Source organism: Enterobacter sp. ZOR0014 (genome assembly GCF_000798855.1).
Classification (GTDB): domain Bacteria; phylum Pseudomonadota; class Gammaproteobacteria; order Enterobacterales; family Enterobacteriaceae; genus Enterobacter; species Enterobacter kobei.
On the sequence record NZ_JTLF01000214.1, the window covers coordinates 1 to 6,360 of the forward strand.

Sequence of the window (6,360 nt, forward strand, 5' to 3'; positions counted from 1 at the left end):
GAACATACAATGCTTTACCGCTGCTGTCTTTCACGTTGGTTTTCCATGCAGCACGAATCTGCTCAACCACGCTGTCTGGCAGGCTGGCGTAGTCCAGGTCGTTAGCCTGTTTAGCGCCGTTTTTGTATGCCCAGTCGAAGAACTTCAGCACTTCAGCGCCCTGCTCAGGTTTCTTCTGCTCTTTGTGAACCAGGATGAAGGTGGTGGAGGTGATTGGCCACGCACCTTCGCCTTTCTGGTTCGTCAGATCCTGCGCGAAGGATTTGCTCCAGTCAGCGCCTTTTGCAGCGTTAGCAAAGTTCTCTTCGGTCGGGCTTACTGGTTTGCCATCAGCAGACACCAGTTTGGTGTAGGACAGGTTGTTCTGCTTCGCGTACGCGTATTCTACGTAGCCAATTGAGCCAGGCAGACGCTGTACGAACGCAGCGATACCGTCGTTACCTTTACCGCCCAGACCGGTTGGCCAGTTAACGGTAGAGCCGGAACCGACTTTCGATTTCCACTCTTCGTTCACTTTTGCCAGGTAGCTGGTGAAGACGAAGGAGGTACCAGAACCATCCGCGCGGCGAACCACGGCGATGTTCTGAGCAGGCAGCTTCAGGCCTGGGTTGAGCTTAGCGATCGCTTCGTCATCCCATTTTTTGATTTTACCCAGGTAGATATCGCCTAGGGTTTTGCCGTCCAGCACCAGCTCACCAGACTTCACGCCCGGCAGGTTGATAGCCAGAACCACACCACCGATCACGGTCGGGAACTGGAACAGGCCTTCCTGATTCAGTTTATCGTCAGACAACGGCGCGTCTGATGCACCGAAATCAACGGTGTTAGCGGTAATTTGTTTTACGCCACCGGAGGAGCCGATACCCTGATAGTTAACCTTATTACCGGTTTCTTTCTGGTAGGTATCCGCCCATTTGGCATACACCGGCGCAGGGAAGGTTGCACCAGCGCCAGTCAGGCTTGCTTCTGCAAATACAGAGAACGCGCTCAGAGATAAGGTCGCGGCGACAACAGTTGCGACAGTGGTACGCATAACTTTCATAATGTCTCCTGCAAGGATTTCGTAAATCATTGTTTAAGTGGCTACGATGAGCAAAATAGGACAAACAGGTGACAGATAAATGTACGAAATATGACAGTTTTATGACAAACACAAAGGGAGGTGTAACCACATGAAAAATATAGCACTTAATTCATCAGGCATTCATTTTTTTGTCATTTTTATTTTAAAGATCGCCGTTTTGTCCGTGAAATATGACAACGGCTGTCATAAACAGCCGTTAAAGGATTAGTGTCCGATTTCAATCGTCAGGGTAGCCGTACCGTTGAACGGACCGGGCGCGGGTCTGGACCCGGTTGCGCTAGCCGGAGCGCTTGAAAACGTGAGCGTCCCCAGCGTATCACCTTCCAGAGTCACGGGCATTTTCGTCGTTTCCGCCTCAAGTTCACCGCCGTTAACATTAATTTCCCTGTTATGTTTATCGTAAATCTTAATACCCACGTCAGGATTATCGGTGGCTACCATCGTACTGTCGGCTGTCGCGGCAGAGGCGTGGAAAGATGCCCCCAGCGTGTCGGTAAACATCATATTTGAACATTTGATATTGACCTGCCGGGTAATCTTGCGGGAAGACACCGCCTGGCCCCGGTTAGCTGAGAATTCCGATGCCAGAATAGACTTGAAATCAATCATTATCGCCTGGCCTTCATCTATCTCGCAGGTTTGCGGTACCGTGACCGATCCCTGCACAATCACATCCGAAATGATTTCGTTCGAGACGGTACGGGGATCGATAGTGGCATAGATATTTGCCATGACCATCGACGGTATGGTGATCGTGCCGGTAAATTGTTTTTTGACATACAGATAAATAAAGCCCGACCCGCCGCTGTAAAACGTGGTTTGCGAACTGACGCCATTATGACACCGGTACGTTCCCCCAATGTCATTTGGCAGGTGATCGAAGGGAACGGTGGTGTAGCCAACGCCAAGAATGTAGATTTGCAAACCGATATCAAGATACTTATTGAGATAATAATAGGAGATATTGTTTCTGCTAGTGGTGGGCTGCAGGGCTGGATTAACCACGCTGGTGATGTAAGCATGATCGTAACTTTCATTTTTCCCCGTCTGGCAGTAGCACGTTCCCTTAAACGAGGTCGTAGAGTTATTCATATCGATCATATGCTGCATGCCAACCAGGTTATCAAGCGTCGTTAATTGTTCCGCGACAGTGAAATAGTTATGGTATTTGCCATTGTCTGGTACGCAGTAGCCGGTAGGCGCCGCCTGTAAAAAAAAAGCGGCAAAAAAGAGAGTAAAAAGCCAGAATTGGGGTTTCATTCTTATCCTTTATCGACAAATGACAGGCAGTTGCACCAGCCCGGAATCAGGTTTCTGATGGATGTGATAATCAGCCAGACAGGCCTTGCCGCTGCTGAGCGTCAGCGAAAATTGCCCCGATTCGGGCATACCGGCGAGATAGAGTTCACCTTTGTCACCGACAATTCCCGTTGCGCTTCCCACATCAAGCGCAGCGGTACCCACCGCACCAAACGGTGCAGGCTTGCCGTTCGCCAGTGAAACGCTAAACAGCACCCGATAGCCGATGTGCGTAACAAACTCGGCTTTCACCACCGCGCCACGCGTAGGTACCAGGTTTTGCACGCTGCGTTCCAGCTCAACGTTGCCTGAAACAAAATCCTTATTCTGAAGCGCAATACGGTTCTCATCGTAGGGTGAAAGCTGCGTCTTCACGGTGTAGCCGCGCCAGTCGGTGGCAACGCCGCTGGCGTTATCTACCGATAACCCTGCCGCACCAGGCGCTTTGATCAGCGCCACCGTTTCGCCCATCTCCTGCGAGAAGGTGATGCCTTCGTCGTGGATCAACACGCCGCCGCTGACGCCGTAGTTCAGGCTCTGGCTTTCGTCGCTCCAGGCATAATTCGTCTTTAGCGAGCCGTAGGACGCATCCCAGACCAGTCCCGCATTTCCCGCCGAGGTGCCGCGGTTTTCATACACGGACTGCTGTATGTTCCAGCTCAGATTGTTATCGTCGAGCAGATTGCCGTTCAACCCAATCTGGTGGGAAGGTGTGCCATGGTTGCTGTGGGCGTAGTTGTAGTTGACGTAGCTGTTGGGTAACCAGGCCGAAAGCGGCAGAGACAGCGACAGCATAACGAGATGCTCGCTTTCATCTTCTTGTTGCCACTCTCCCATGCTGTCAGACACCGTATCGGTATAGTTCCACGACAGGTTCCACACGACCTGCTTCCAGCTGTTGCTGTAGCCTATCTGTATCAGGCGCTGCACATCGTCCGTACGCCAGAATTGCTCCCGGCTCAGCGTAAGATAGACATTACCGTACCCCTCGGAAAACGGTTGGGTCCAGGTGCCTTCTACCCGGCTGCGGCGGTTGCCCGTATGCCAGAAGTTCTCGCTATCGCCCGTACGCGATGCCCATTCGCCCAGGGTGTAAAACCCTTCCGTTGAATAGCGATAACCTACAATACGCAGGCTGGTATTGCTGACGTCGAACGTTTTTGAGTACAGAAAACGCCAGGATTGCCCCTGATCGTCATCGTCCGTAAAGTGCGATTGGGCATGGGTGATATCCATCGAAATAGCGCCGATATTGCCGAGATCTTTACCAACGCCGGCGGCAAACGCGCGGTAATCGTCTGCCAGCTGCGTGCCACCATACAGCGTCATTCCCCACGCCATTCCGTGCAATACCTGTGCCTGCATCACCTCTGGCATAAACCGATCGTTATCACGACGCTCACCAATGCTGATGTCCACATCCGTTTGCCCCTCCCGACGCAAAATTGCCAGAGATGCGTAAGGCTGAACAAAATGCTGCTCGCTGCCGTCTTCCTCTTTGATGGTGACGTCCAGATCTCCGCCGCTTGAGGTGGTGTTGAGATCGGTCAACGCAAACGGCCCCTGCGGCACGGCCGACTGATAAATCATGTAGCCATTCTGGCGGATGGTGACCACGGCGTTGGTTTTCGCCACGCCGCGCACCACCGGCGCAAAACCGTTCTGGCTATCGGGGAGCATGTCGCTGTCGGTGTACAGACGCACGCCGCGCACCTGTGAACTGTCGAAGAGATCGCTCGCGGTCCACGTATCGCCCGCCATGGCCTGGCTGCGCAGGCTGGCAATATCATGCTGTAAGTACGTGCTCAGCGAACGAACGTTACCGCGGCTGTTGACCGCATTTAAGGCGCTATAGTTACGCAGGCGCCATCCGCCAATATTCAGCCCGCTGCGTAAATTCAGGTAGTAAAGATCGTCACTGTCATAGTCTGACTTCAGCGTCTGGGTCGTGGAGAAATCGTAGCTCAGCATCAAAGCGTCAATACCCTGATCCCAGCGCGAGGGCGAAATGGCGTCACGCGCCGTGGCGTCCAGATAGACCTGAGGGATCGACGCCTTCAGCGCAAGCTTTTCGCTGTCCAGCGTCCATTTCGCGCCAGGCAGCACCGGCACCGGTTCACAACCTTCAGCATTCACCGTATCCAGCGCTTTAATCGCGTTCACTTTCAGGCCAAACATCGCCAGCGTGTTTTTTACATCCACAAAACAAGGCGCCAACGCACTCTCCGGATCGTGCCGGAAAAAACGCACCGCCCTGCGCGCAATGAATCGATCGTTCACATAGATATCAACCTGATATTCTCCTTCAGGCAGGTTATCCGGGCGATTGAACTGGCTGATATCGACCTCAATGGGCCGATCAAGCTCCAGCAGACGCACGTTAAAGAGTGGTCGTGTGGCACTGACGAGAAGCGGATAGCTTCCTCCCAGCCACAGCAGGGATAAAATCAAAGAGTGAAAACGTTTCAATACAAGCAACCCCGCCGCGGTTAAAGAGGTTGCTGAATAGCGTCGCTAATCGCGCCGTAATCATTAATACTGTGCCAAGTGAGCATTTTGCTCACGCCAGCAGGCAGCGCCAGCCGACGTGTCTCAAACGGCATTATCATCGCCAGGTCGAGCGGCTTGCCATCAATAGCCACGTCGATCACATTGACGTGAATGGCCGTCGGGTTGGTGACCACCAGCATGCTGCCCTGCCGTTGCCATTTCACTTTCAGAGCGGCTGTTTCAGGCGTTTCCTTAACACCCGCCGGACGCCAGAAGAGTTTAATGCGCGTTTTGATGGCAATTTCCAGCTTGCTGCTTTCTTCGGTTGTCGACGGGGGAATATTTTTAATATTCAGCCAAAACACGGACTCCCTGTCAGACGGTAATTCGCCCTGAGTTTTAATGATACGCAGGACACGCTCCTGGCCGGGCTCCAGCCGGGAGACGGGAGGAATAACCGTAAAGGGCGGCTGGTGCTTATCCGCATTGTTAAAAGGCTCAACCCACGCCTGAAGAAGGTAAGGCAGTGCCGTATCTTTATTTAAGACAGAGAGGGTGGTATCTGCTTTATTTCCAGGGAAGATAACGCGGGTGCCACCAATAACAATCCCGGCACTTGACGTCCCGGTAGCGAATGAGAAAAGAAGAGCAACAAATAAAATTATAAAACGCCTGCGCATATTATATCCTGTAACAGGCCTGGATAATTTCCGATAAAAGGGCGCAACAAACCCAACCTCACCAGGCCTGATTATTTTTTTACAGAAAGAGATTGAAGGAATTAATTACTGTATGTAATCGTAAATTCCGAATCCGCATTGGCAGTGCCCGCCGTTACGGTTGCAGACGTGGCGATATAGCGAGCCATAAATGGTAACGACGCCTTGCCGGAGGAAATAGTGGCAGGCGTAGACTGATTGTAAAGCTTAAGCAGACTGTTATCGGCGCGGTTATAAATTGCAATCGCAACGCCACTCGCCCCGCCAGAAGACAGCTTCAGGTACCCGTCACCGTCTTCGGTGCCGTCAAAACGGGCGCTGGCTTTTTTGTAGGTATCCGGGCAGTTCAGCAGATCGATCTGGAATGCCTGAACCGACGCCATTGACCCCACGCCGGTAAACGTTGATTTATTCACTTTGCCTAAATCAACGGTCTGGTCTTTAGTACCGGTAGACACCTCACAGGTACTATCGATAATTTCGCCCGTGAAATGGACAGTACCATTGCCATTGGCCGCATGTGTCTGCGCACCGAAAAATAAAGAGGAAAGCACAACAATGCTCTTTAACGTATTTCCTTTCATTACAACACCATCCTGAATTATACATTGCAAAATACTATTTCCCTGATAAATACTTCAGGGCATACAAGCGAAGAGCATTAAACTCTTTAAAATAAAAAATAACAAGAAGAAATATTATTCTATTATTCTCGCCTGCCGAATATGGAATAGTTCAGGATGAAATGAGGTCTTAATATAATATTAT

At 51.5% G+C, this 6,360-nt stretch carries 5 protein-coding genes; all 5 read right to left on the bottom strand.

Annotated elements, in window-relative coordinates:
- The coding region (gene pstS, locus L977_RS11355; RefSeq protein WP_072034142.1) for a phosphate ABC transporter substrate-binding protein PstS at positions 1-1,042 on the bottom strand (1,042 nt) is incomplete at its 3' end.
- Positions 1,043-1,288: 246 nt separating this feature from the next.
- On the bottom strand, positions 1,289-2,344 hold the full coding sequence (locus L977_RS11360) for a fimbrial protein (protein WP_045269667.1): 1,056 nt from the start codon (positions 2,342-2,344) through the stop codon (positions 1,289-1,291).
- 9 nt (positions 2,345-2,353) lie between these two features.
- On the bottom strand, positions 2,354-4,831 hold the full coding sequence (locus tag L977_RS11365) for a fimbria/pilus outer membrane usher protein (RefSeq protein WP_442854932.1): 2,478 nt from the start codon (positions 4,829-4,831) through the stop codon (positions 2,354-2,356).
- Between the two features lie 41 nt (positions 4,832-4,872).
- Entirely contained in the window at positions 4,873-5,553 is a 681-nt protein-coding gene (locus tag L977_RS11370) for a fimbria/pilus periplasmic chaperone (protein WP_045134504.1), read from the bottom strand.
- Between the two features lie 101 nt (positions 5,554-5,654).
- Positions 5,655-6,176, bottom strand: coding sequence for a fimbrial protein (locus L977_RS11375; RefSeq protein WP_014881887.1), 522 nt, complete (start codon positions 6,174-6,176; stop codon positions 5,655-5,657).
- Positions 6,177-6,360 lie beyond the last annotated feature (184 nt).